Origin of the sequence: Geobacillus sp. ZGt-1, assembly GCF_001026865.1 — a bacterium.
In the GTDB taxonomy this organism is placed as follows: Bacteria; Bacillota; Bacilli; order Bacillales; family Anoxybacillaceae; genus Geobacillus; species Geobacillus thermoleovorans.
Window position 1 is genome coordinate 222,348 of record NZ_LDPD01000013.1, and the last position, 20,910, is coordinate 243,257.

General features: G+C 55.1%; 20 protein-coding genes and 1 pseudogene. All 21 read left to right on the forward strand.

The window, feature by feature from the left end; all coding sequences use genetic code 11:
* Nucleotides 1-933: flagellar biosynthesis protein FlhF (gene flhF, locus VU18_RS05350; protein ID WP_047757806.1), on the forward strand; the 933-nt coding region annotated here is incomplete at its 5' end.
* Complete coding sequence (locus VU18_RS05355) at nucleotides 927-1,793, forward strand: MinD/ParA family protein (protein ID WP_021322273.1); 867 nt, start codon at nucleotides 927-929, stop codon at nucleotides 1,791-1,793. The genes flhF and VU18_RS05355, both read left to right, overlap by 7 nt.
* Nucleotides 1,794-1,802: 9 nt before the next feature.
* Complete coding sequence (locus VU18_RS05360) at nucleotides 1,803-2,852, forward strand: chemotaxis response regulator protein-glutamate methylesterase (RefSeq protein ID WP_021322274.1); 1,050 nt, start codon at nucleotides 1,803-1,805, stop codon at nucleotides 2,850-2,852.
* 12 nt (nucleotides 2,853-2,864) lie between these two features.
* Complete coding sequence (locus VU18_RS05365) at nucleotides 2,865-4,865, forward strand: chemotaxis protein CheA (protein ID WP_021322275.1); 2,001 nt, start codon at nucleotides 2,865-2,867, stop codon at nucleotides 4,863-4,865.
* Nucleotides 4,866-4,947: 82 nt separating this feature from the next.
* Nucleotides 4,948-5,385, forward strand: a complete 438-nt coding sequence (locus VU18_RS05370; RefSeq protein ID WP_015374420.1) for a chemotaxis protein CheW — start codon at nucleotides 4,948-4,950, stop codon at nucleotides 5,383-5,385.
* Nucleotides 5,386-5,407: 22 nt separating this feature from the next.
* Nucleotides 5,408-6,040: a chemotaxis protein CheC gene (locus VU18_RS05375; protein WP_011230744.1), complete on the forward strand. Its 633-nt coding sequence runs from the start codon at nucleotides 5,408-5,410 to the stop codon at nucleotides 6,038-6,040.
* Nucleotides 6,037-6,534 carry a chemotaxis protein CheD gene (locus tag VU18_RS05380; RefSeq protein ID WP_011230745.1) on the forward strand — a complete coding sequence of 166 codons (498 nt, stop codon included), beginning with the start codon at nucleotides 6,037-6,039 and terminating at the stop codon, nucleotides 6,532-6,534. Before VU18_RS05375 ends, VU18_RS05380 begins: the two co-directional genes overlap by 4 nt.
* A 38-nt stretch (nucleotides 6,535-6,572) precedes the next feature.
* Complete coding sequence (locus tag VU18_RS05385) at nucleotides 6,573-7,328, forward strand: FliA/WhiG family RNA polymerase sigma factor (protein WP_047757746.1); 756 nt, start codon at nucleotides 6,573-6,575, stop codon at nucleotides 7,326-7,328.
* Between the two features lie 16 nt (nucleotides 7,329-7,344).
* The gene (locus VU18_RS05390; RefSeq protein ID WP_047757747.1) at nucleotides 7,345-7,590 is read left to right on the forward strand and encodes a hypothetical protein; all 246 of its coding nucleotides are present in this window, start codon (nucleotides 7,345-7,347) and stop codon (nucleotides 7,588-7,590) included.
* An 8-nt stretch (nucleotides 7,591-7,598) separates the two neighbouring features.
* Complete coding sequence (locus VU18_RS05395; RefSeq protein WP_047757771.1) at nucleotides 7,599-8,216, forward strand: hypothetical protein; 618 nt, start codon at nucleotides 7,599-7,601, stop codon at nucleotides 8,214-8,216.
* Between the two features lie 162 nt (nucleotides 8,217-8,378).
* Nucleotides 8,379-9,086, forward strand: a complete 708-nt coding sequence (gene rpsB, locus VU18_RS05400) for a 30S ribosomal protein S2 (protein WP_013145737.1) — start codon at nucleotides 8,379-8,381, stop codon at nucleotides 9,084-9,086.
* 157 nt (nucleotides 9,087-9,243) lie between these two features.
* Complete coding sequence (tsf, locus tag VU18_RS05405) at nucleotides 9,244-10,128, forward strand: translation elongation factor Ts (RefSeq protein ID WP_011230750.1); 885 nt, start codon at nucleotides 9,244-9,246, stop codon at nucleotides 10,126-10,128.
* A 68-nt stretch (nucleotides 10,129-10,196) separates the two neighbouring features.
* A complete protein-coding gene (gene pyrH, locus VU18_RS05410) occupies nucleotides 10,197-10,919 on the forward strand; it encodes a UMP kinase (RefSeq protein WP_011230751.1) in 723 nt (240 codons plus the stop codon).
* Between the two features lie 2 nt (nucleotides 10,920-10,921).
* Nucleotides 10,922-11,479, forward strand: coding sequence for a ribosome recycling factor (gene frr, locus VU18_RS05415; protein ID WP_011230752.1), 558 nt, complete (start codon nucleotides 10,922-10,924; stop codon nucleotides 11,477-11,479).
* 82 nt (nucleotides 11,480-11,561) lie between these two features.
* Nucleotides 11,562-12,335, forward strand: a complete 774-nt coding sequence (locus VU18_RS05420; RefSeq protein WP_014195472.1) for an isoprenyl transferase — start codon at nucleotides 11,562-11,564, stop codon at nucleotides 12,333-12,335.
* Complete coding sequence (locus tag VU18_RS05425; RefSeq protein WP_014195473.1) at nucleotides 12,332-13,126, forward strand: phosphatidate cytidylyltransferase; 795 nt, start codon at nucleotides 12,332-12,334, stop codon at nucleotides 13,124-13,126. The genes VU18_RS05420 and VU18_RS05425 overlap by 4 nt, the downstream gene beginning before the upstream one ends.
* Nucleotides 13,127-13,146: 20 nt before the next feature.
* Nucleotides 13,147-14,295 carry a 1-deoxy-D-xylulose-5-phosphate reductoisomerase gene (gene dxr / locus VU18_RS05430; RefSeq protein WP_021322281.1) on the forward strand — a complete coding sequence of 383 codons (1,149 nt, stop codon included), beginning with the start codon at nucleotides 13,147-13,149 and terminating at the stop codon, nucleotides 14,293-14,295.
* A gap of 2 nt (nucleotides 14,296-14,297) precedes the next feature.
* On the forward strand, nucleotides 14,298-14,779 hold a 482-nt coding region (locus VU18_RS19385; protein WP_236687295.1), incomplete at its 3' end, for a site-2 protease family protein.
* A 1-nt stretch (nucleotide 14,780) separates the two neighbouring features.
* Nucleotides 14,781-15,563 (forward strand): annotated as a pseudogene (gene rseP, locus VU18_RS19390) (RIP metalloprotease RseP); the annotation flags it as partial.
* A 23-nt stretch (nucleotides 15,564-15,586) separates the two neighbouring features.
* Nucleotides 15,587-17,290 carry a proline--tRNA ligase gene (locus VU18_RS05440; protein WP_021322283.1) on the forward strand — a complete coding sequence of 568 codons (1,704 nt, stop codon included), beginning with the start codon at nucleotides 15,587-15,589 and terminating at the stop codon, nucleotides 17,288-17,290.
* A 102-nt stretch (nucleotides 17,291-17,392) separates the two neighbouring features.
* Nucleotides 17,393-20,910, forward strand: a 3,518-nt coding sequence (locus tag VU18_RS05445; RefSeq protein WP_304413647.1) for a PolC-type DNA polymerase III, incomplete at its 3' end; no start/stop codon positions are given.

The window sequence follows — 20,910 nt, forward strand, 5'->3', positions numbered from 1 at the left end:
TTGACGCGTCAGCCGAGTGCTGCGTCCTTTGCCCCTTTGCCGGCGGCCGAGCGGGAGGAAGACGGCTCGCTTGCCCGTGAGATCGAGGAAGTCAAGGCGCTCATCCGTCAGTTCAACGCCCGCTCGTCTTCGCTTTTGTATCCTCCGCCGCTTGCGGAAGCGGAACGGCGCCTCGTTCGGCAAGGGATGGCGGATGTGTACGTCCGCCAAGTGATGGATCGCCTGCTTGAACGGTGGTATGCCGACAAAGACAGCCGGTCGCCCGCTGCGGTCTCCGCCTGGACGAAAGAAGCGGTGCGCGATCTATTGTCGACGCTTCCGTTTGTCAAAACGGCGGAGCAAAAAAAGTATATGATTTTGCTTGGTCCGACCGGGGTTGGAAAAACGACGACGCTCGCCAAAATGGCAGGGCGCGCCGTCCTCGAGCAAGGGAAAAAAGTCGGGTTCATCACGGCCGACACGTACCGGATCGCCGCCATCGACCAACTGAAGACGTATGCCGACATTTTGCACGCTCCGTTGGAAGTATGCTACAATGCCGACGATTTTCGGACGGCGAAGCGGAAATTGGCCGGTTGCGATCTCGTGTTCGTCGATACGGCTGGCCGCAACTTCCGCAATCCGCAATACGTGGATGAACTGCAGCAAACGCTCGAGTTTGACAGCGAAACGGAAACGTTTCTTGTATTCGCCGCCACGGGAAAGTATGACGATATGAAAATGATTTACAACCACTTTTCCCGCCTGCCGATCGATCGGCTGATCGTGACGAAGCTCGATGAGACGGACTCGTTTGGAACGATCGTCAATGTGTTGCTTGACAGCCGGCTTGCCGCCGCCTATTTCACGAACGGGCAAAATGTGCCGGACGACATGGTGGAAGCGTCCGCAGACCGGCTCGTTCATCTGCTGTTTGGGGCGGAGCGATGGTGAGCGATCAAGCAGAACGGCTGCGCTATGAGCTGGGCCGCCGGCGCCAGCCGGCGGCGGGGCCGCGGACCATCGCGGTGACGAGCGGGAAAGGCGGAGTCGGCAAGTCAAACCTTTCGCTCAATTTTTCGCTGTCGCTCTCGAAGCTCGGGTTTCGCGTCTTGCTGCTTGATATGGACATCGGCATGGGCAACATCGACATTTTGCTCGGCCAGTCGTCGCCATTGACGCTTTCGGATTGGTTTTCCGCGCGGTTGCCGCTTTCCGAGCTGGTAAAAAGCGGACCGGAGCATCTATCGTATATTGCTGGGGGGACGGGCGCCGCGCAATGGTTGAGTGTCGATCGATCCGCTATCGACTATTTGTTGGCCGAGCTGCAGACGGTGGCGTCGCGATATGATTATCTCATTTTCGATATGGGGGCGGGTGCCTCAGAAGAACGATTGTATTTTTTAAAGTCCGTCGACGATGTGTTTATTGTCACGACGCCGGAGCCGACCGCGATGACGGATGCGTACGCCATGATGAAATATATGCACACCGCCGGCAGCGAGGCTCCGTTTTCCGTCATCGTCAACCGCGCCGGCAGCGAGCGGGAAGGATATGGCGTCTTTTCGCGCCTGCAGCATGCCGCCAGTCGGTTTTTCCATAAAGACATCGCCTTGCTTGGCGTCGTTCCTGAAGACCGGATGGTCGCGCGCTGTGTCGTCCGGCAAACGCCGTTTGTTCTCTTTGATCCAGCGGCGAAGGCGAGCCGGGCAGTGCGTCAAATGGCATGCCGCTATGCGGCGGGAGGAGAAAAAGAGCCGGAGCGGGCTCCCCGCTTTTTTGCGAAGCTGCGTCAACTTTTGCTAGAAAGGTAGAGACGGAACATGAAGACGATCAAGGTGCTTGTCGTCGATGACTCGGCGTTTATGCGCAAATGGATCAGTGATTTTTTGTCCGAACATCCGCGCCTCGAAGTCATCGGAACAGCTCGCAACGGCCGGGAGGCGCTCGAGAAAATCGCCGCCCTAAGGCCGGATGTCGTGACGCTTGATGTGGAAATGCCGGTCATGAACGGACTCGAAACGTTGCAGCGCATCATGCGGGACCATCCCGTGCCGGTCGTCATGGTGTCAAGCACGACGACCGAAGGGGCGGAAAACACGATCGCCGCCATGCAGTACGGGGCGGTCGACTTTGTCGCTAAGCCGTCCGGACCGATTTCGCTCGATTTGTACAAAGTGAAAGACGAGCTGATTGGCAAAGTGCTGCACGCGAGCGAAGCGAACGTGGCTGCCTTGACTGCCCCGCGCCGCCAACATCCGTCTTGGCGCCCATCGTTCAAAGCGGCGGCGCGGCCGCAACAGGCCATCGTTGCGATCGGCACTTCCACCGGCGGCCCGCGCGCGCTCGAGACGGTGCTGACGCAGCTTCCGCCCGATCTAGCCGCTCCGGTCGTCGCTGTCCAGCATATGCCCAAAGGATTTACGACATCGCTCGCCAACCGGCTTGATGCGCTTGCCGCGATCACGGTCAAGGAGGCGGAAGACGGGGAAGTGCTGCAAAATGGCACCGCCTATATCGCGCCAGGCGGCGTCCATCTCATCGTTCGCGAAGAAGGCGGCGCGCTTAAAGCCCGTTTCGACGAATCGCCGCCGCGCGCCGGCCATCGTCCGGCTGTTGACGTGTTGTTCGAGTCGCTCGCTGCCATTCGCCTCTGTCGGAAAATCGCGGTGATCATGACCGGGATGGGAAGCGACGGAACAGCGGGGTTGAAAAAGCTGAAGGAAAGCGGGAACACAAAAGCGATCGCGGAAGCGCGCGAGACAGCCGTTGTCTTTGGGATGCCAAGAGCGGCGATCGAGGCTGGCGTCGTTGATGTCATCGTTCCGCTTGACAGCATCGCCGCTGCCATCGTCCAATTGATCGGGGAGTGAGGGGGAAACGGCATGGACATGAGCCAATATTTGGATTTATTTATTGATGAAAGCAAAGAGCATTTGCAGGCGATCAACGAGCGGCTGTTGGAACTTGAAAAAACTCCGGAGGACATGTCTGTGGTGAATGATATTTTCCGTTCGGCCCATACGTTGAAAGGCATGTCCGCCACGATGGGGTTTGAAGATTTAGCCAATTTGACGCACCAAATGGAAAACGTGCTCGATGGCATCCGCAATCGGCGGCTTTCCGTTACCCCGGAATTGCTTGACGTCATTTTTGAGGCCGTCGACCATTTGGAGGCGATGATCAGTTCCATCGCTGCAGGCGGCGACGGAACGCGCGATGTAAGGAGAACAGTCGAACAGCTGAAACGAATCGAGCAAGGAGAGATGCCGAACAAGCAGGCAGCAAGAGAAGAACCGCCCCTTGAACATGCGTATGGGGAATTTGAATACCATGTGCTCGAGCAGGCGAAGGAGCAGGGATTTTCCGTCTACGAAATCCGCGTTCGGCTTCGCGATGATTGCTTGTTGAAAGCAGCGCGCGTCTATATGGTGTTTGAACAGCTGAATGAAGTCGGAGAAATTGTGAAAGCAACGCCGCCGGTCGAGATGCTGGAGGAAGAACAGTTTGACCGGGAGTTTCTCGTTACGGTTGTATCCAAAGCGCCAGCCGATGAGTTGCAAAAGCGGCTGATGGGCATTTCGGAAATTGATGACGTCAAGGTGTCTATGCTATCGAGCAATGAACCGTCGGCAGAAAGCGAGAAAGCGGCTGCGCCCCAACAACCGGCCGCTATGGAGCAGGCGGCGGCCGTTCAGGCCGAAGCGGAGGCGCCGGAAAAACAAACAGCGAAACAGGCGACGAAAACGATCCGCGTCAACATTGAACGGCTCGATCGGTTGATGAACTTATTTGAAGAATTGGTTGTCGACCGCGGTCGGCTTGAGCAAATTTCCCGCGAACTGAACCATGCCGAATTGACGGAAACGGTCGAGCGGATGTCTCGCATCTCGAGCGATTTGCAGACGATCATTTTAAATATGCGCATGGTGCCGGTCGAAACGGTGTTCAACCGCTTCCCGCGCATGGTGCGCCAGCTCGCCCGCGAGCTCGGCAAAAAGGTGCGCCTTGACATCATCGGCGCGGATACCGAGCTTGACCGGACGGTGATCGATGAAATCGGCGACCCGCTTGTCCATTTGATCCGCAATGCGCTCGACCACGGCATCGAAGCGCCGGACGTCCGGGTGGCGCGCGGAAAGCCGGAAGAAGGGACCGTTCAATTGCGAGCGTACCATAGCGGCAACCATGTCTTTATTGAAATCGAGGATGACGGCGCCGGCATTTCCCGGGAGAAGGTGCTGCAAAAGGCGAAAAGCCGCGGCATTGTCTCGCCGCAGGCGGCGGAGCATTTGAACGATCAGCAAATTTACGAGCTTATTTTCGCTCCCGGCTTTTCGACCGCTGAGCAAGTTTCTGACATTTCCGGCCGCGGCGTCGGTTTGGATGTCGTCAAAAGCACGATTGAGTCGCTCGGCGGCACCGTTTCGGTCGATTCGCAGCCTGGAAAAGGGTCGCTCTTTTCGATTCAGCTGCCGCTCACATTGTCGATCATTTCTGTGTTGCTCGTTCAAATCGCCGAGGAAACGTACGCGATTCCGCTGTCATCGATCATTGAGACGGCGCTGGTGAAAAAGGAAGAGATTTTTTCCGCCCACAACCAGCCGGTCATCGATTTTCGCGGCAAAATCGTGCCGCTCGTCCGCCTGAAAGACGTCTTCGCTGTTCCTGGAGCAGCCGATGACGGAGATGCGGTGGCGGTCGTGATCGTCCGGAAAGGGGAAAAACTGGCGGCGCTGGCGGTCGACTCGTTTATCGGGCAGCAAGAAGTCGTGTTGAAATCGCTTGGAAACTATTTATCTTCCGTTTTTGCCATCTCGGGGGCGACGATTTTAGGAGACGGCCGAGTGGCGCTGATTATCGACTGCAACGCGCTCGTGAAGTAGGGGACGGCCGTGTCGGTGCGAGGGAGACTATAGTGTTGATCTGCCGTTTTCAGTGGCATGTCGAAAAAAAGGGGAGGATTGGATGACGGCCAGTGTGCAAGCAGACTGGAAAGTGATTGCGTTTCGCCTGAAAGATGAAGAATATGCTCTGCCGGTGCAGCATGTCCGTTCCATCGAGAAAATGCAGCCGATCACGCGCGTGCCGGGGACAGCCCATTATGTAAAAGGGGTCATCAACTTGCGCGGTGTTGTGACGCCGATCATCGATTTGCGCGAGCGGTTTGGATTTGCCCCCGAACCATATGGGGAGCAGACGCGGATCATTATCGCCGCTCTTGAAGATATGGAAGTCGGGCTTATCGTCGATGCTGCGAATGATGTCCTTGATCTGCCGACGGAAAGCATCGAACCGCCGCCAGAGGCCATTGGCTCCGTTGAGGCAAGTTACATCGACGGCGTGGCGAAAGTGGAGAATCGGCTCCTCATTTTGCTCGATTTGGCGAAAGTGCTCGACCGATAACCTGTAGAGAGGAGCGTTGACATTGGACGATATTCGCAACTTGACGGGGATGCATATTGACATTTTGCGCGAAATCGGCAACATTGGCGCCGGCAACGCGGCGACGGCTTTGTCGACGTTGCTGAACAAGAAAATTGAAATGGCGGTGCCGCGCGTTCAAATTGCGACGTTTGCCGAAATGATGGAATCAATCGGTGGACCGGAACAAGTAGTGGCGTGCGTCTATTTGCGCATCGAAGGAGAAGCGCCGGGAAACATGTTTTTCGTGCTGCCGCCGGAACAGGCTGAGCGGTTTGTCCGCCGGATGATTGGCGATGACTCATTTTCGTTTCAAGGAGAAGCCCATGAGCTTGGCTGCTCGGCGCTTCAGGAGCTCGGCAATATTTTAGCCGGTTCGTATTTGTCGGCATTGGCTGACTTTACGCGGCTCAACTTGCACCCGTCTGTGCCGGCATTGGCCATTGACATGATCGGAGCTGTGCTGTCGTTTGGGTTGCTTGAGCTGTCGCGCGTTGGCGATTACGCCATTTTGATTGACACAGCCATTTACGATGAACGGCGCCCGGACGAAAGCATCAACGGCCATTTCTTTCTTCTGCCTGACCCCGAGTCGTTTTCCACTATCTTTCGAGCACTAGGTGTGGATGGTCTATGAGCACAGCGCAGGCTGTCAAAATCGGCATTGCGGAAATGGAGGTCGTCATAGCGCCGAATGTCATCCGCACATGCGGGCTTGGGTCGTGCGTCGGCGTCGTCATTTACGATGCAGGCAAGGCGGTTGCCGGCATGGCGCATGTCATGCTTCCGCATTCCTCGATGGCGCGCGGCGGAGTCATCAATGCGGCTAAATACGCTGATACGGCGGTCGAGGCGCTCGTTCAGCTTGTCATTGCCGCTGGCGGGCGGAAAGGGATGCTGAAAGCGAAGCTGGCCGGCGGGGCGCAAATGTTTTCGTTTTCGACAGTTGGCGGCGATATGATGCGCATTGGCGCGCGCAATGTGGAGGAAGTGAAAAAGCAGCTCGAGCGGCTTCACATTCCGGTCGTCGCCGAAGATGTCGGGGGCCATAGCGGCCGCACGATCGAATTTAATCCGCAGACGGGCGTGCTCTCCATCCGCACCGCCGCTCAAGAAATCAAGGAAATATGACCGGGATGCGCCGTTTCCGCAAGGCAAGGGGGAGAATAATGGGAAGCGCGCTAAAAGGAGAAGAACGGAAATATTGGGATGAATGGATCCATGGCCGCGACCGTCGCGCGGCCGAGGAGCTGGTGCAGCGCTATATGCCGCTTGTTTTCTACCACGTGCAGCGGCTTTCGGCGACGCTGCCGAGCTCCGTGCCGAAGGATGAGCTCGTCAGCCTTGGACTCGTCGGCTTATACGATGCGTTGGAGAAATTTGATCCATCGCGTGATTTGAAGTTCGACACGTACGCCTCGTTCCGCATCCGCGGCGCCATCTTAGACGGTTTGCGCAAAGAAGACTGGCTGCCGCGCAGCATGCGCGATAAGGCAAAAAAAATTGAGGAAGCGATCGAGCGGCTTGAACAGCGGCACATGCGATCGGTGACGGCGAAAGAGATCGCCGCTGAGCTCGGGATGACGGAAGAGGAAGTGCAGGCGGCGGCGAGTGAAACGTTTTTTTCCCATTGGCTGCCGCTCGGGCAGACGACCGTCGACGAAGATGAAGGACTGTTGGCGGTTCGCGACGACCGCGCTCCGCTTCCCGAGGAGCAAATCGTTAAGCAGGAAATGATCGAAAAGCTGGCTGAAGCCATCGGACAGCTGAATGAAAAAGAGCAGCTCGTCATCAGTTTGTTTTATAAAGAGGAGCTGACGTTTACAGAAATCGGGAGCCTTTTGCATTTGTCGACATCAAGAATTTCGCAAATTCATGCGAAAGCGCTTTGGAAACTGCGCCGCTTTTTTGAAAAAGAGCCATGAGGGGAGAGAAAACGCGATGGACATCCAGCTTCCAGCGTTGCAAAGCGTCATGCCGAAAGCGCCCGACGCGGAAAGGCTTCAAGCCTCGACGCAACAACACTCCTATGCAGTGCAGGCGCAAATGGCAACTGCCGGCCAAAAGCGGGCGGAGCGTGCGCGCCATCGGGTGACGGATAAACGAACGAGCGCCCGTCTTGAGCAGGAGGCGTCCCGTTTTGGAGGACACCCTTATAAAGGAAAAACGATCGACATTCAAGGATAGTGAACATCATGATGGCATTTTGGCTAACGATCAGTTTGCTGCTGCACGCCTTGTCGTTTTGGTTGATCATTGTGCTTTTCCTTCGCCTGTCGCGGCTTGGCGAGGCGGAGAGGCGGGCCGAGGAGCTCGAGGAAGCCATGACCGCTTATCTCGCTGCTTGGAAGGAAGAAAACGAGCGATTTTTGGCTGAACTTGACTCGTTGCTTGGCAGCGGCGCGGCTCCATTCGTTTCTGCACCGGAAACGAACGATGCGCCCAGTGTGCAACGGGGCGCGAACGGGAAAGAGACGGCGTCCATGCTGGGGGCAGGAGGCGGTGAAATCGGAGCGGGGTTCGAAAAGCGAACAGCGGAAGCAAAAAAGGAGGAAAACGAGCCGGCGGAGCGGGGAGAAACCGAAAAACGCACAGAAACAAGCCGCCCAAGCGCCGCTCCGGGCTATTTCCCAGACATCGGAACGGTCAAGGATGTGCTCGAACTTTCACTCACCCGACCAGCGGACGCGAGTGAGCTTGCTCGCCGCCTATATGCGGAAGGGGCGACGGTCGAGGAAATTGCCAAACAGCTCGGCAAAGGGAAAACAGAAGTCGAGCTATGGCTCAAATTTGCGCAAAAAACGAATCAATAGGCGAATAACAGCTTGATTTGCCGCTTGCAGTTGTGATATATTTTTTCATGGTGTGAATACACACGCCTGGTGATTTCAGCAACGGTGCTGGCAACGCCAGTCTTGCTGAAAGATGAGGCAGGCGGAGGACCAAAAACCACTAAGGAAACAGGAGGAGCATACATGTCAGTTATTTCGATGAAACAACTGCTTGAAGCTGGCGTCCACTTTGGACATCAGACGCGCCGTTGGAATCCGAAGATGAAAAAATACATTTTCACGGAGCGCAACGGCATCTATATCATCGACTTGCAAAAAACGGTGAAAAAAGTCGAGGAAGCATACAACTTCGTCCGCGAATTGGCGGCGAATGGCGGCAAAATTTTGTTCGTCGGCACGAAAAAACAAGCGCAAGAGTCGGTGAAGGAAGAAGCGGAACGCTGCGGCATGTTTTATGTCAACCAACGCTGGCTCGGCGGCACGCTGACGAACTTCGCTACGATCCAAAAGCGGATCAAACGGCTGCGTGAAATTGAAAAAATGGAAGAAGATGGAATATTTGACGTTCTGCCGAAAAAAGAAGTCATTCGCTTGAAAAAAGAAAAAGAGCGTCTTGAGAAGTTTTTGGGCGGCATCAAAGACATGAAAGAGCTGCCAGATGCGTTGTTTGTCATTGACCCGCGCAAAGAGCGGATCGCGGTGGCGGAAGCGCGCAAGCTGAACATCCCGATCATCGGCATCGTCGACACGAACTGCGATCCGGATGAAATTGACTATGTCATTCCGGCCAACGACGACGCCATCCGCGCTGTTAAGCTGTTGACTTCGAAAATCGCCGACGCCGTGCTTGAGGCGAAACAAGGCGAAGAAGCGGCCGTCGCAGCAGAGTAACGATGCACAAGAAAGGTGATAAGAGGGGAAAGCCTTTTATCACCTTTTTTTGAGACAGAAATGAGCAACTTTTGGCTATACTAACGAATAAGGGCAAAACGGGAAGCCGCTGCCGGCACCGATACATATACGGGACAATGAGAAGGAGGATTTTTTTATGGCGATTACAGCACAAATGGTGAAAGAACTGCGCGAAAAAACAGGCGCAGGCATGATGGACTGCAAAAAGGCGCTCACCGAAACAAATGGTGACATGGAGAAAGCGATCGACTGGCTGCGCGAAAAAGGAATTGCCAAAGCGGCGAAAAAAGCGGACCGCATCGCGGCCGAAGGGATGGCGTACATTGCGGTGGAAGGCAATACCGCCGTCATTTTGGAAGTGAACTCGGAGACGGACTTCGTTGCGAAAAACGAAGCATTCCAAACGCTTGTCAAAGAGCTGGCCGCCCACTTGCTGAAACAAAAGCCGGCTTCGCTTGATGAAGCGCTCGGTCAAACGATGGACAACGGCTCGACCGTCCAAGACTACATCAACGAAGCGATCGCCAAAATTGGTGAAAAAATTACGCTTCGCCGCTTTGCCGTCGTCAATAAAGCGGACGGCGAAACGTTCGGTGCGTACTTGCACATGGGCGGGCGCATCGGCGTATTAACGTTATTAGCCGGCAATGCGAGCGAAGACGTCGCCAAAGATGTCGCCATGCACATTGCCGCACTTCATCCGAAATACGTCTCGCGCGACGACGTGCCGCAGGAAGAGATTGCGCATGAGCGTGAAGTGTTGAAGCAGCAAGCCTTAAACGAAGGCAAGCCGGAGAAAATCGTTGAAAAAATGGTCGAAGGCCGGCTGAACAAGTTTTACGAAGACGTCTGCCTGCTCGAGCAAGCGTTCGTGAAAAACCCGGATGTGACGGTGCGCCAATACGTCGAATCGAACGGAGCAACAGTCAAGCAGTTCATCCGTTACGAAGTCGGCGAAGGGCTCGAAAAACGCCAAGACAATTTTGCAGAAGAAGTCATGAGCCAAGTCAGAAAACAATGACGGACCGCAACAGGGAACACGCGCGTGTTCCCTGTTTTTCAAAGTGATTCGCATCATGGAGGTTGGACATGGAACAGCCAAAATACAAACGCGTCGTGTTAAAGTTGAGCGGGGAAGCGCTCGCTGGAAAGCAAGGGTTTGGCATTCAACCGGCGGTCATTCAGTCGATCGCCAAACAAGTGAAAGAAGTTGTTGAACTGGGCGTCGAGGTCGCCATCGTCGTCGGCGGCGGCAACATTTGGCGTGGAAAAACGGGAAGCGAAATGGGCATGGACCGGGCGACGGCTGATTACATGGGCATGTTGGCGACGGTGATGAACGCCCTCGCTTTGCAGGACAGCCTTGAGCAGCTCGGCGTGGAAACGCGGGTGCAAACATCGATTGAAATGCGGCAAGTGGCCGAACCGTACATTCGCCGCCGGGCGATTCGCCATCTTGAGAAAAAACGAGTTGTCATTTTCGCCGCCGGCACAGGCAACCCGTACTTTTCGACCGATACGACCGCGGCGCTCAGGGCGGCGGAAATCGAGGCGGACGTCATTTTAATGGCGAAAAACAACGTCGATGGCGTCTACAGCGCCGACCCGAACGTCGACGCCAATGCGGTCAAATACGATGAGCTGTCGTACTTGGACGTCATCAAGCAAGGGCTCGGCGTCATGGATTCGACTGCTTCCTCGCTTTGCATGGACAACAACATTCCGCTCATCGTCTTCTCGATTATGGAAGAAGGCAATATTAAACGCGCTGTGTTAGGTGAAAACATCGGAACGATCGTAAGGGGGAAATAACGATGGCAAAGCAAGTGATCCAACAGGCGAAAGAAAAGATGGATAAAGCGGTGCAAGCGTTCACCCGCGAGCTGGCAAGCATTCGCGCCGGGCGGGCGAACGCAGGGCTGCTTGAGAAAGTAACCGTTGACTATTACGGCGTGCCGACGCCAATCAACCAACTGGCCTCCATCAGCGTGCCGGAAGCGCGGCTGCTTGTCATTCAGCCGTACGACAAATCGGCCATTAAAGAAATGGAAAAAGCGATTTTAGCATCGGATTTAGGGCTGACGCCATCGAATGATGGATCAGTCATTCGTCTTGTCATTCCGCCGCTCACCGAGGAACGGCGCCGCGAGCTCGCGAAGCTTGTCAAAAAGTATTCAGAAGACGCGAAAGTCGCGGTGCGCAACATCCGCCGCGATGCGAACGATGAATTGAAAAAACTCGAGAAAAACGGCGAAATTACGGAAGATGAGCTCCGCAGCTACACGGACGAAGTGCAAAAGCTGACCGATGACCACATCGCCAAAATTGACGCCATCACAAAAGAAAAAGAAAAAGAAGTGATGGAAGTATAGGCAAAACCATGCAAACCCTCTATGTTGATGGAGGGTTTTTTTGCTATAATGGAAAGGCAAAACACGATCCCGGAGGACTCGTATGTTCAATAAAATGCGAAAAACAAAAGAGAAAGACGTCCCGGTGACGAAAGAAGAGGTGCTCAGGCATCCGATGCCGAACCACGTCGCCATCATTATGGACGGAAACGGGAGATGGGCGAAAAAGCGGGCGCTGCCAAGGGCGGCCGGCCATTACGAAGGCATGCAAGTTGTGCGCAAAATCACTCGTTTTGCGAATGAGCTGGGGATTCAGATTTTGTCGCTTTACGCGTTTTCGACAGAAAACTGGAAACGTCCGAAAAGTGAAGTCGATTATTTGATGAAGCTGCCGGAACAGTTTTTGACGACGTTTCTTCCCGAGCTCGTCGCCGAAAATGTCAAAGTCCAAGTGATCGGTCATGCGGAGGCGCTGCCTGATCATACGCGCCGGGCGGTCGAGAAAGCCGTGAAGGAAACAAGCGGCAACACCGGCCTTGTGTTAAACTTTGCCCTTAATTATGGAAGCCGGGCGGAAATCACTGCCGCCGTAAAGCAGATCGCCAAAGACGTTGAACGCGGGATGCTCGCGCCGGAAGACATCACCGAGCCGCTCATTTCCTCGTACTTGATGACGAGCGGGCTCGCTGACCCTGACTTGCTCATCCGTACGAGCGGGGAGATTCGCTTGAGCAATTTCATGCTTTGGCAGTTGGCGTATACGGAACTTTGGTTTACGGATGTCTTATGGCCGGATTTTACGGAGCAACATTTCTTAGAGGCGATTGCCGCTTACCAGCGGCGCGACCGCCGATTTGGAGGAGTGTCAGCGCGATGAAGCAGCGAATCATCACCGGAGTCATAGCGGCGGCGCTCTTTTTGCCGATTGTTATTTTTGGCGGATTTCCGTTTATAATAGTAACATATATATTGGCCACGATTGGGCTGTTTGAATTGTTGCGGATGAAAGGGATGCACCCGTTGTCGTTTGTCGGGGCGGCTGGATTGATCGCCCTTTGGCTGTTGCTCGTTCCCGCCCGTTACGGCGGCGAGTGGTTGGCGTCTGGGACCGCCAAATTTGGCGTGCTCGCCGCTTTGGCTTTTTTGCTGCTTGTCGGCACAGTCGTGACGAAAAATGCGCTCTCGTTCGATGAGGCGGCGTTTGTCGTTTTGGCGGTCGTCTATGTCGGCGTAGGGTTTTTCTGTTTCGGCGCTGTTCGTTTGGTTGGGTTCGTGTACTTCGTTTATGCCTTGTTTGTCATTTGGGCGACTGACATTGGGGCGTATTTCTTTGGCCGCGCGTTTGGCCGGCGCAAGCTATGGCCGGAGATCAGCCCAAAAAAAACGGTGGAAGGCGCCATCGGCGGCATCGCTTCAGCGGCTGTTGTCGCCGCGATTTACGAGTGGGCGGCGGCGCCGTTTGGCAGTTTGGCGGCCGCGCTTGGCGTCGCGTTGCTGCTGTCGGCGTTCGGTCAGCTCGGCGATTTGATCGAATCGGCATTTAAGCGCCATTACGGCGTCAAAGATTCCGGGGCGATTTTGCCGGGACATGGCGGCATTTTAGATCGGTTTGACAGCTTGCTGTTCGTGCTGCCGATATTGTACATATTGCTTGAAATCGCACGATAAGCGGGTGAGGAGTGAAACGATTGAAATATATTAGTATATTAGGGGCGAGCGGATCGATCGGCACACAGACGCTCGATGTCATCCGCGCCCATCCGGACGAATTCCGCTTGGCCGCCGCATCGGTCGGGAAAAATATCGAGGCGGCGAGGCGGCTGATCGCTGAATTTTCCCCAAGTCTTGTCGCCGTCGCTGACCGTGATGCGTATGAAGTTCTTTATCACGAGTACCGCGGGCGGACGACGATCGTGTACGGAGAGGAAGGATTGATTGAAGCAGCCGTTTGCCCACAAGCCGATGTTGTCGTCACCGCTGTCGTCGGCAGCGTCGGCCTTGTGCCGACGCTGAAGGCGATTGAAGCGGGAAAAGCGATCGCCCTCGCCAACAAAGAGACGCTCGTTGTCGCCGGACATCTCGTCATGGCTGCAGCCAAGCGGCGCGGCGTGCCGCTGTTGCCAGTTGACAGTGAACATTCCGCCATTTTTCAATGTCTGCAAGGGGAAAGGATGGAACAAGTTGACAAACTCATTCTGACCGCATCCGGCGGCAGCTTCCGCGACAAGACGCGCCGAGAGCTCGCTCATGTGACGGTTGAGGAGGCGCTCCGCCATCCGAACTGGTCGATGGGGGCAAAAATTACGATTGATTCGGCGACCATGATGAATAAAGGATTTGAGGTCATTGAGGCTCATTGGCTGTTCGGGCTGCCGTATGAGCGAATTGAGGTTGTTTTGCATCGAGAAAGCATCATCCATTCGCTCGTTCAGTTCCGTGACACAAGTGTATTGGCGCAGCTTGGAACGCCGGATATGCGCGTTCCGATCCAATACGCGCTTGCGTATCCAAAGCGGTTGCCGCTCCCATCCGCCAAGCCGCTTGATTTAATCTCGCTTGGGGCGCTCCATTTCGCCCCGGTTGATTTCGACCGCTATCGCTGTTTGCGTCTCGCCTATGAGGCTGGCAAGCGCGGCGGCTCGCTGCCGACGGTGTTGAATGCGGCCAATGAGGAGGCGGTGGCGGCGTTTTTAGCCGGGCGCATTCCATTTTTGGCCATCGAGGAGTGGATTGAACGCGCGCTCGAGCGCCATCGGCCAGTGAGCGATCCGCAGCTTGAGGACATTCGTGAAATCGATGCGGACGCGCGCGCCTACGTCCGCTCACTACTATCATAAAGGTGGTTGAAACGTTGGAATCGATCATTTCATTTATCGTCGTCTTTGGTGCCCTCGTCTTTTTTCACGAGCTCGGCCACTTGCTGCTAGCAAAACGGGCCGGCATTTTGTGCCGCGAATTTGCCATCGGCTTCGGACCGAAAGTGTTTTCGTTCAAGAAAAACGAAACGGTGTACACGATCCGCCTGCTCCCGCTTGGCGGCTTCGTCCGCATGGCCGGTGAAGACCCGGAGACGATTGAATTGAAGCGTGGGCAAGTCGTCGGTCTTTTGCTTGATGAGAGCGGCCAAGTGGAAAAAATCGTCCTCAACCATAAGGACGATTATCCGAATATCCGCGTAGTGGAAGTGGAAGAGGCCGATTTAGAGCATGGCATGTATGTGACCGGCTATACGGACGGCGAGCGGTTCGAGCGGTTTACGGTCAAGGAGCCGGCGTTTTTCGTCGTCGACCGCCAAGAGATTCAAATTGCTCCGTACCATCGNCAATTTGCGGCAAAAACGCTCGGGCAGCGAACGATGACGATTTTGGCCGGACCGCTCGCCAACTTTCTCTTGTCGCTCGTTGTGTTTATCATCATCGGTCTTTTGCAAGGCTATCCGGTCGACAAGCCGGTGATCGGCGAGCTGACGCCGGAAGGAGCGGCGCGCGCCGCCGGCTTGAAGCAAGGGGATGAAGTGATCGCCATTAACGGCGAACGGATGGAAACATGGACGGAAATCGTCAACACGATTCGCGCCCATCCGGGAGAACCGCTTCAGTTTCAAATTGAGCGGAATGGGAAAAAACGGAGTGTGACGGTCACTCCGGAGGCGAAAACGGTGCAAGGGGAGACGATCGGCTTGATCGGCGTCTATCAGCCGATGGAAAAATCGGTGTTGGGCTCGATCAAGCAAGGGCTGGTTGAGACGTATTACTGGACGCGGGAAATTGTAACGGGGCTCGGCCAATTGATCACCGGCCAGTTTCAGCTTGACATGCTGTCCGGACCGGTCGGCATCGCCGTATCGACCGGCAAAGTGGCTGAGTCTGGGATCTACTACTTGATGAAATGGGGCGCGATTTTAAGCATCAACCTGGGGATTGTCAACTTGTTGCCATTGCCGGCGCTAGACGGCGGGCGGCTCCTCTTTTTCGCCATTGAAGCGGTGCGCGGCAAGCCGGTCGACCGGCAAAAAGAAGGAATGGTTCATTTTATCGGCTTTGCCTTGCTTATGTTGCTTATGCTTGTGGTGACATGGAATGACATTCAAAAATTTTTCCTATAGAGAGAAAACGAGGTGGCTAATGGATGAGACAAAGTCAAGCATTTATTCCGACGTTGCGTGAAGTGCCGGCGGATGCGGAAGTGAAAAGCCATCAGCTCCTGCTCCGGGCCGGCTTCATTCGTCAAAGCGCAAGCGGCGTCTATACGTTTTTGCCTCTTGGGCAGCGTGTTTTGCAAAAAGTGGAAGCCATCATTCGCGAGGAAATGAACCGGATTGGAGCGATGGAGCTCTTCATGCCGGCCTTGCAGCCAGCTGAGCTTTGGCAGCAGTCCGGCCGCTGGTACTCGTACGGGCCGGAGCTGATGCGCTTAAAAGACCGGCACGAGCGCGATTTCGCCCTCGGGCCGACGCATGAGGAAATGATCACGGCGATCGTCCGCGACGAGGTGAAAACGTACAAGCGGCTGCCGCTTGTCTTGTATCAAATCCAAACGAAATTCCGTGATGAAAAGCGTCCGCGTTTTGGGCTGTTGCGCGGCCGCGAGTTCATGATGAAAGACGCCTACTCGTTCCATACGTCGAAAGAAAGTTTGGATGAAACGTACAACAACATGTATGAGGCGTATGCGAACATTTTCCGCCGCTGCGGATTGAACTTCCGCGCCGTCATCGCCGACTCGGGGGCGATTGGCGGCAAAGATACGCATGAGTTTATGGTGCTCTCGGACATCGGCGAAGATACGATCGCCTACTCCGATGCGTCTGACTATGCCGCCAACATCGAGATGGCGCCGGTCGTGGCGACGTACGAAAAAAGCGATGAGCCGCCAGCCGAATTGAAAAAAGTGGCGACGCCGGGGCAAAAAACGATCGCTGAAGTCGCTTCGCACTTACAAATATCGCCGGAGCGCTGCATCAAATCGCTTTTGTTCAATGTGGACGGCCGCTATGTGCTCGTTCTCGTCCGCGGCGATCATGAAGCGAACGAGGTGAAGGTGAAAAACGTGCTCGACGCGACGGTCGTCGAATTGGCGACGCCGGAAGAAACGGAGCGGGTGATGAACGCTCCAATTGGTTCGCTCGGCCCGATCGGCGTCAGCGAAGACGTCACTGTGATCGCGGACCATGCTGTCGCCGCCATCGTCAACGGCGTTTGCGGCGCGAACGAGGAAGGATACCATTACATCGGAGTCAACCCGGGCCGCGATTTTGCCGTCAGTCAATACGCCGATTTGCGCTTCGTAAAAGAAGGCGACCCGTCTCCAGATGGCAAAGGGACGATCCGCTTTGCCCGCGGCATTGAAGTCGGGCATGTGTTTAAGCTGGGGACAAAATACAGCGAAGCGATGAACGCCGTCTATTTGGATGAAAACGGCCAAACGCAGACGATGATCATGGGTTGCTACGGCATCGGCGTATCAAGATTGGTGGCCGCAATCGCCGAACAGTTTGCTGACGAACACGGGCTTGTGTGGCCGGCTTCGGTCGCACCGTTTCACATCCATTTGCTTACAGCGAACGCAAAAAGCGATGAACAGCGCGCGTTGGCGGAAGAGTGGTATGAAAAGCTCGGACAGGCTGGGTTTGAAGTGTTGTATGACGACCGCCCCGAACGGGCTGGAGTGAAGTTTGCCGACAGCGATTTGATCGGCATTCCGCTCCGCGTCACCGTCGGCAAGCGAGCGGGCGAAGGCGTTGTGGAAGTAAAAGTGCGGAAAACAGGCGAGACGTTCGATGTGCCGGTCAGCGAGCTTGTCGACACTGCGCACCGTCTCCTTCAATCATGAGTGCCGGCGCTGGCGAAAAAGAATTCTGTCTTTTTCGCCGGCGCTTTTGTTATGGTATGATATAGAAAGAGAATGATGTTGAGAGGGGAACAAACGGACGTCATGGTGACAAAAGAGCAAAAAGAGCGGTTTCTCATCCTGCTTGAGCAGCTGAAGATGACGTCGGACGAATGGATGCCGCATTTTCGTGAGGCAGCCATTCGCAAAGTCGTGATCGATAAAGAGGAGAAAAGCTGGCATTTTTATTTTCAGTTCGACAATGTGCTGCCGGTTCATGTATACAAAACGTTTGCCGATCGGCTGCAGACGGCGTTCCGCCATATCGCCGCCGTCCGCCATACGATGGAGGTCGAAGCGCCGCGCGTAACTGAGGCGGATGTGCAGGCGTATTGGCCGCTTTGCCTTGCCGAGCTGCAAGAAGGCATGTCGCCGCTTGTCGATTGGCTCAGCCGGCAGACGCCCGAGCTGAAAGGAAACAAGCTGCTTGTCGTTGCCCGCCATGAAGCGGAAGCGCTGGCGATCAAACGGCGGTTCGCCAAAAAAATCGCTGATGTGTACGCTTCGTTTGGGTTTCCCCCCCTTCAGCTTGACGTCAGCGTCGAGCCGTCCAAGCAAGAAATGGAACAGTTTTTGGCGCAAAAACAGCAAGAGGACGAAGAGCGAGCGCTTGCTGTACTGACCGATTTAGCGAGGGAAGAAGAAAAGGCCGCGTCTGCGCCGCCGTCCGGTCCGCTTGTCATCGGCTATCCGATCCGCGACGAGGAGCCGGTGCGGCGGCTTGAAACGATCGTCGAAGAAGAACGGCGCGTCGTTGTGCAAGGCTATGTATTTGACGCCGAAGTGAGCGAATTAAAAAGCGGCCGCACGCTGTTGACCATGAAAATCACAGATTACACGAACTCGATTTTAGTCAAAATGTTCTCGCGCGACAAAGAGGACGCCGAGCTCATGAGCGGCGTCAAAAAAGGCATGTGGGTGAAAGTGCGCGGCAGCGTGCAAAACGATACGTTCGTCCGTGATTTGGTCATCATCGCCAACGATTTGAACGAAATCGCCGCAAACGAACGGCAAGATACGGCGCCGGAAGGGGAAAAGAGGGTCGAGCTCCATTTGCATACCCCGATGAGCCAAATGGACGCGGTCACCTCGGTGACAAAACTCATTGAGCAAGCGAAAAAATGGGGGCATCCGGCGATCGCCGTCACCGACCATGCCGTTGTTCAGTCGTTTCCGGAGGCCTACAGCGCGGCGAAAAAACACGGCATGAAGGTCATTTACGGCCTTGAGGCGAACATCGTCGACGATGGCGTGCCGATCGCCTACAATGAAACGCACCGCCGTCTTTCGGAGGAAACGTACGTCGTCTTTGACGTCGAGACGACGGGCCTGTCGGCTGTGTACAATACGATCATTGAGCTGGCGGCGGTGAAAGTGAAAGACGGCGAGATCATCGACCGGTTCATGTCGTTTGCCAACCCTGGACATCCGTTGTCAGTGACAACGATGGAGCTGACTGGGATCACCGATGAGATGGTGAAAGGCGCCCCGAAGCCGGACGAGGTGCTAGCCCGTTTTGTTGACTGGGCCGGCGATGCGACGCTTGTTGCCCACAACGCCAGCTTTGACATCGGTTTTTTAAACGCGGGCCTCGCTCGCATGGGGCGCGGCAAAATCGCGAATCCAGTCATCGATACGCTCGAGCTGGCCCGTTTTTTATACCCGGATTTGAAAAACCATCGGCTCAATACATTGTGCAAAAAATTTGACATTGAATTGACGCAGCATCACCGCGCCATCTACGACGCGGAGGCGACCGGGCATTTGCTTATGCGGCTGTTGAAGGAAGCGGAAGAGCGCGGCATACTGTTTCATGACGAATTAAACAGCCGCACGCACAGCGAAGCGTCCTATCGGCTTGCGCGCCCGTTCCATGTGACGCTGTTGGCGCAAAACGAGACTGGATTGAAAAATTTGTTCAAGCTTGTGTCATTGTCGCACATTCAATATTTTCACCGTGTGCCGCGCATCCCGCGCTCCGTGCTCGTCAAGCACCGCGACGGCCTGCTTGTCGGCTCGGGCTGCGACAAAGGAGAGCTGTTTGACAACTTGATCCAAAAGGCGCCGGAAGAAGTCGAAGACATCGCCCGTTTTTACGATTTTCTTGAAGTGCATCCGCCGGACGTGTACAAGCCGCTCATCGAGATGGATTATGTGAAAGACGAAGAGATGATCAAAAACATCATCCGCAGCATCGTCGCCCTTGGTGAGAAGCTTGACATCCCGGTTGTCGCCACTGGCAACGTCCATTACTTGAACCCAGAAGATAAAATTTACCGGAAAATCTTAATCCATTCGCAAGGCGGGGCGAATCCGCTCAACCGCCATGAACTGCCGGATGTATATTTCCGTACGACGAATGAAATGCTTGACTGCTTCTCGTTTTTAGGGCCGGAAAAAGCGAAGGAAATCGTCGTTGACAACACGCAAAAAATCGCTTCGTTAATCGGCGATGTCAAGCCGATCAAAGATGAGCTGTATACGCCGCGCATCGAAGGGGCGGACGAGGAAATCAGGGAAATGAGCTACCGGCGGGCGAAGGAAATTTACGGCGACCCGTTGCCGAAACTTGTTGAAGAGCGGCTTGAGAAGGAGCTAAAAAGCATCATCGGCCATGGCTTTGCCGTCATTTATTTGATCTCGCACAAGCTTGTGAAAAAATCGCTCGATGACGGCTACCTTGTCGGGTCGCGCGGATCGGTCGGCTCGTCGTTTGTCGCGACGATGACGGAAATCACCGAGGTCAATCCGCTGCCGCCGCATTACGTTTGCCCAAACTGCAAGCATTCGGAGTTCTTTAACGACGGTTCAGTCGGCTCAGGGTTTGATTTGCCGGATAAAAACTGCCCGCGATGTGGAACGAAATACAAGAAAGACGGGCACGACATCCCGTTTGAGACGTTTCTCGGCTTTAAAGGGGACAAAGTGCCGGATATCGACTTGAACTTTTCCGGCGAATACCAGCCGCGCGCCCACAACTATACGAAAGTGCTGTTTGGCGAAGACAACGTCTACCGCGCCGGGACGATTGGCACGGTCGCTGACAAAACGGCGTACGGATTTGTCAAAGCGTATGCGAGCGACCATAACTTAGAGCTGCGCGGCGCGGAAATCGACCGGCTCGCGGCTGGCTGCACCGGGGTGAAGCGGACGACCGGACAGCATCCGGGCGGCATCATCGTCGTCCCTGATTATATGGAAATTTACGATTTTACGCCGATTCAATATCCGGCCGATGACACGTCCTCTGAATGGCGGACGACCCATTTCGACTTCCATTCGATCCACGACAATTTGTTGAAGCTCGATATTCTCGGGCACGACGATCCGACGGTCATTCGCATGCTGCAAGATTTAAGCGGCATCGATCCGAAAACGATCCCGACCGACGACCCGGATGTGATGGGCATTTTCAGCAGCACCGAGCCGCTTGGCGTTACGCCGGAGCAAATCATGTGCAATGTCGGCACGATCGGCATTCCGGAGTTTGGCACGCGCTTCGTTCGACAAATGTTGGAAGAGACAAGGCCAAAAACGTTTTCCGAACTCGTGCAAATTTCCGG

What these genes read in the sequence shown, in the direction of transcription:
- pyrH (WP_011230751.1), top strand. Translation starts at nt 10,197, where the DNA reads ATGGAACAGCCAAAATACAAACGCGTCGTGTTAAAGTTGAGCGGGGAA.
- VU18_RS05385 (WP_047757746.1), top strand. Translation starts at nt 6,573, where the DNA reads ATGGGAAGCGCGCTAAAAGGAGAAGAACGGAAATATTGGGATGAATGG.
- VU18_RS05390 (WP_047757747.1), top strand. Translation starts at nt 7,345, where the DNA reads ATGGACATCCAGCTTCCAGCGTTGCAAAGCGTCATGCCGAAAGCGCCC.
- VU18_RS05395 (WP_047757771.1), top strand. Translation starts at nt 7,599, where the DNA reads ATGATGGCATTTTGGCTAACGATCAGTTTGCTGCTGCACGCCTTGTCG.
- VU18_RS05380 (WP_011230745.1), top strand. Translation starts at nt 6,037, where the DNA reads ATGAGCACAGCGCAGGCTGTCAAAATCGGCATTGCGGAAATGGAGGTC.
- VU18_RS05355 (WP_021322273.1), top strand. Translation starts at nt 927, where the DNA reads ATGGTGAGCGATCAAGCAGAACGGCTGCGCTATGAGCTGGGCCGCCGG.
- VU18_RS05370 (WP_015374420.1), top strand. Translation starts at nt 4,948, where the DNA reads ATGACGGCCAGTGTGCAAGCAGACTGGAAAGTGATTGCGTTTCGCCTG.
- frr (WP_011230752.1), top strand. Translation starts at nt 10,922, where the DNA reads ATGGCAAAGCAAGTGATCCAACAGGCGAAAGAAAAGATGGATAAAGCG.
- VU18_RS05440 (WP_021322283.1), top strand. Translation starts at nt 15,587, where the DNA reads ATGAGACAAAGTCAAGCATTTATTCCGACGTTGCGTGAAGTGCCGGCG.
- VU18_RS05420 (WP_014195472.1), top strand. Translation starts at nt 11,562, where the DNA reads ATGTTCAATAAAATGCGAAAAACAAAAGAGAAAGACGTCCCGGTGACG.
- rpsB (WP_013145737.1), top strand. Translation starts at nt 8,379, where the DNA reads ATGTCAGTTATTTCGATGAAACAACTGCTTGAAGCTGGCGTCCACTTT.
- VU18_RS05425 (WP_014195473.1), top strand. Translation starts at nt 12,332, where the DNA reads ATGAAGCAGCGAATCATCACCGGAGTCATAGCGGCGGCGCTCTTTTTG.
- VU18_RS05365 (WP_021322275.1), top strand. Translation starts at nt 2,865, where the DNA reads ATGGACATGAGCCAATATTTGGATTTATTTATTGATGAAAGCAAAGAG.
- tsf (WP_011230750.1), top strand. Translation starts at nt 9,244, where the DNA reads ATGGCGATTACAGCACAAATGGTGAAAGAACTGCGCGAAAAAACAGGC.
- VU18_RS05360 (WP_021322274.1), top strand. Translation starts at nt 1,803, where the DNA reads ATGAAGACGATCAAGGTGCTTGTCGTCGATGACTCGGCGTTTATGCGC.